The sequence below is a fragment of the Mycobacterium sp. TH-M25 genome (assembly GCF_057473665.1).
Genome location: NZ_JBYCLA010000427.1, coordinates 1 through 2,982 on the forward strand (window position 1 = coordinate 1; position 2,982 = coordinate 2,982).

The 2,982-nt window shown below is 65.7% G+C and carries 5 protein-coding genes; 4 read left to right on the forward strand and 1 reads right to left on the reverse strand.

Annotated elements, in window-relative coordinates:
• The 4 genes from AC2VOU_RS14405 to AC2VOU_RS14420 form a co-directional block, all read left to right on the forward strand.
• Positions 1-787: glucosyl-3-phosphoglycerate synthase (locus AC2VOU_RS14405; protein ID WP_486957995.1), on the forward strand; the 787-nt coding region annotated here is incomplete at its 5' end.
• A gap of 15 nt (positions 788-802) precedes the next feature.
• Positions 803-1,147 (forward strand): DivIVA domain-containing protein, encoded by a 345-nt coding sequence (locus AC2VOU_RS14410; RefSeq protein ID WP_054879585.1) that lies wholly within the window; start codon positions 803-805, stop codon positions 1,145-1,147.
• Positions 1,148-1,152: 5 nt separating this feature from the next.
• Positions 1,153-1,728 (forward strand): DNA-3-methyladenine glycosylase I, encoded by a 576-nt coding sequence (locus AC2VOU_RS14415; RefSeq protein ID WP_054880893.1) that lies wholly within the window; start codon positions 1,153-1,155, stop codon positions 1,726-1,728.
• 293 nt (positions 1,729-2,021) lie between these two features.
• The gene (locus tag AC2VOU_RS14420) at positions 2,022-2,189 is read left to right on the forward strand and encodes a DUF3117 domain-containing protein (RefSeq protein ID WP_003406247.1); all 168 of its coding nucleotides are present in this window, start codon (positions 2,022-2,024) and stop codon (positions 2,187-2,189) included.
• Positions 2,190-2,215: 26 nt separating this feature from the next.
• Here AC2VOU_RS14420 and glgA read toward each other — a convergent pair.
• On the reverse strand, positions 2,216-2,982 hold a 767-nt coding region (gene glgA / locus AC2VOU_RS14425), incomplete at its 5' end, for a glycogen synthase (protein WP_486957996.1).

The window sequence follows — 2,982 nt, forward strand, 5'->3', positions numbered from 1 at the left end:
GGGCTCGACGGACGAGACCGAGATCCGGGCCATCGCTGCCGGCGCCCGAGTGGTCAGCCGTGAACAGGCGGTGCCTGAGGTCCCGACCCGGCCCGGCAAGGGTGAGGCATTGTGGCGCTCGCTCGCCGTTACCAGCGGCGACATTGTGGTGTTCGTCGATTCTGATCTGATCAACCCGCACCCGATGTTCGTGCCGTGGCTGGTCGGCCCGCTGCTCACCGGTGACGGCATTCACCTGGTCAAAGGTTTTTACCGGCGGCCGCTCAACAGCAACGATGTCAGCGGCAGCGCGCGTGCCACCGGTGGCGGGCGGGTCACCGAGTTGGTGGCCCGGCCGTTGTTGGCGTCGCTGCGGCCGGAGTTGGGCTACGTGCTGCAGCCGCTGAGCGGCGAGTACGCAGCCACCCGCGAACTGCTGACAGCGCTTCCCTTCGCGCCGGGCTATGGCGTGGAGATCGGTCTGCTGGTCGACACCTTTGACCGGCTGGGCCTCGACGCGATCGCGCAGGTCAACCTCGGCGTTCGAGCGCACCGCAACCGGCCGCTGGCCGAGTTGGGCGCCATGAGCCGTCAGGTCATTGCGACCTTGCTGTCGCGTTGCGGTATTCTCGACTCTGGGGTCGGGCTGACCCAATTCTTTGTCGACGAGTCCGACGGTGACGGCTACACCCGGCACACGTGGCCGGTGTCGCTGGCCGATCGGCCGCCGATGAACAGGGTGCGGCCGCGTGAGGAGCGATCGCAAGCGCGGCGCTGCCGGGCGCAGCGGGTCGCGACTATCAGATAGGGCAATATCGTTCCCGTGGCGTTGGTGTTGCTGTACCTGGTGGTGCTGGTCTTTGTCGCGATTGTGCTGTTTGGCGCGGCCAGCCTGCTGTTCGGTCGCGGCGAGCGGCTGCCGCCCTTGCCTCGCGGGACGACGGCGACAGTGCTGCCCGCGCACGGCGTTACCCGCGCTGACGTCGACGCCGTCAAGTTCACCCAGGTGTTGCGCGGGTACAAGCCCAGCGAGGTGGACTGGGTGCTGGACCGGCTCGGCCGCGAGCTCGAGGCGTTACGTGGTCAGCTGGCGGCGACCGCAGACACCGAAGCAGATGCCGATGTCTCGAATGTCCCCAACGGGGACGACGGTCAGGATGTCACGTGAGCCGCATCGACGACGGGCTGGTTCGCTGTGGCTGGGCGGACGTTCCATCCGGGCCCCACTGGCAGCTGTATCGCACCTATCACGACCAAGAGTGGGGCCGCCCAGTACACGGCGGAGCGGCCTTGTTCGAGCGGATGAGCCTGGAGGCCTTTCAAAGTGGTCTGTCGTGGCTGATCATCCTGCGCAAGCGGGAGAATTTCCGGCGCGCCTTCTCCGGGTTCGATATCGAGAAGGTAGCCGGTTATACCGATGCCGATGTGCAACGGCTGTTGGTCGACGACGGAATCGTGCGCAACCGCGCCAAGATTGAGGCGACGATCACCAACGCGCGTGCGGCCGCTGACCTGGGGTCTGCAGCGGACCTGTCCGAGTTATTGTGGTCATTCGCCCCACAGCCGCGGCCCAGGCCCGCTGACGGATCCGAAATCCCCTCGACCAGTGCGGAATCGAAGGCTATGGCGCGTGAATTGAAGCGACGCGGATTCCGTTTCGTCGGGCCTACTACGGCCTATGCGCTGATGCAGGCGACGGGGATGGTCGACGACCACATCCGCGCTTGCTGGGTGCCCCCAACCCGGTGACCCCAGCGGGTCGTCCACCGCCCCGTTGTCGGGACACCCCCAGCCGCGCTGGGGGCACCGCCCAGCCGCGCAGCGGCGAGGGGGACGGCGAGGGGGAGCCGGGCAACTAGGCGCAGCACCCTGGTTAGGCCTGAGAACCGGGTCTTTGTGCACTCGCCGACCTGAATAGGGAACAATAGAGGGGTGATTTGGCAGTTCAATGTCGGGTATTACTGGAAATCCACTGACGGGGCATGCTCGGCGCCGAACAGGTCCGCGAGGGCGGGCCAGCTTGAATTTGGAGGGAGCACACGATGGCGGCGATGAAGCCCCGGACCGGAGACGGTCCTTTGGAAGCGACGAAGGAGGGGCGCGGCATCGTGATGCGGGTACCGCTAGAAGGTGGTGGCCGACTCGTCGTCGAGCTGACACCGGACGAAGCCGCCGCTCTGGGTGACGAACTTAAGGGTGTTACCAGCTAAACCGGTCAGTTGGCAGGTAGTCCTGGTTATGCACAGACTTTCCGGTAGATGTTCAGCGTCTGTTCGGCGACGTGGGCCCAGGAGAATTCCTCGATGCAGCGCTGGCGTCCGGCGTGGCCGTAGCGTTCGGCTTTTCCTGGGTCGGCGACCAACTCATTGACCGCCGTTGCCAATCTGCCCTGGTAACCTTTTGCGTCGTCAGGGTCGTAATGCACCAATGACCCGGTGATCCCGTCGGCGACTACTTCGGGTATCCCGCCGACGTCGGAGGCCACTACCGCCGTCCCGCACGCCATTGCCTCCAGGTTGACGATTCCCAACGGCTCGTACACCGACGGGCACACGAAGACTGTTGCTGCCGAAAGTACTTCGCGTATCTTCCCGATGGGAAGCATCTCCCGGATCCAAAACACCCCGGTGCGAGTGCGGGCCAGTTCGGAGACGGCGGCCCGCACTTCATCGGCTAACTCCGGGGTATCGGGAGCACCGGCGCACAGCACCACCTGCACGTCCGGGCTAAATCGGTGCGCGGCCGCCACCAGATGGGCGACACCCTTCTGTCGGGTGATCCGTCCCACGAACGCCACGGTGGGCCGGCTGGGATCGATGCCGACCTCGGCCAGTACCGACCCGGTACGCACCGGCCCGGCCGGATACCACACATCGGTGTCGATCCCATTCCGGACGACGTGCACCAGGCTCGGATCCAGCGTGGGATAGACCCGCAGCATGTCGTCGCGCATACCGGAGCTAACCGCGATGATCGCGTGAGCACCCAGCACCGCGGTGTGCT

Excerpts from the sequence above, each read along its gene's own strand:
- AC2VOU_RS14420 (WP_003406247.1), top strand. The coding sequence starts at position 2,022 with ATGGCGGCGATGAAGCCCCGGACCGGAGACGGTCCTTTGGAAGCGACG.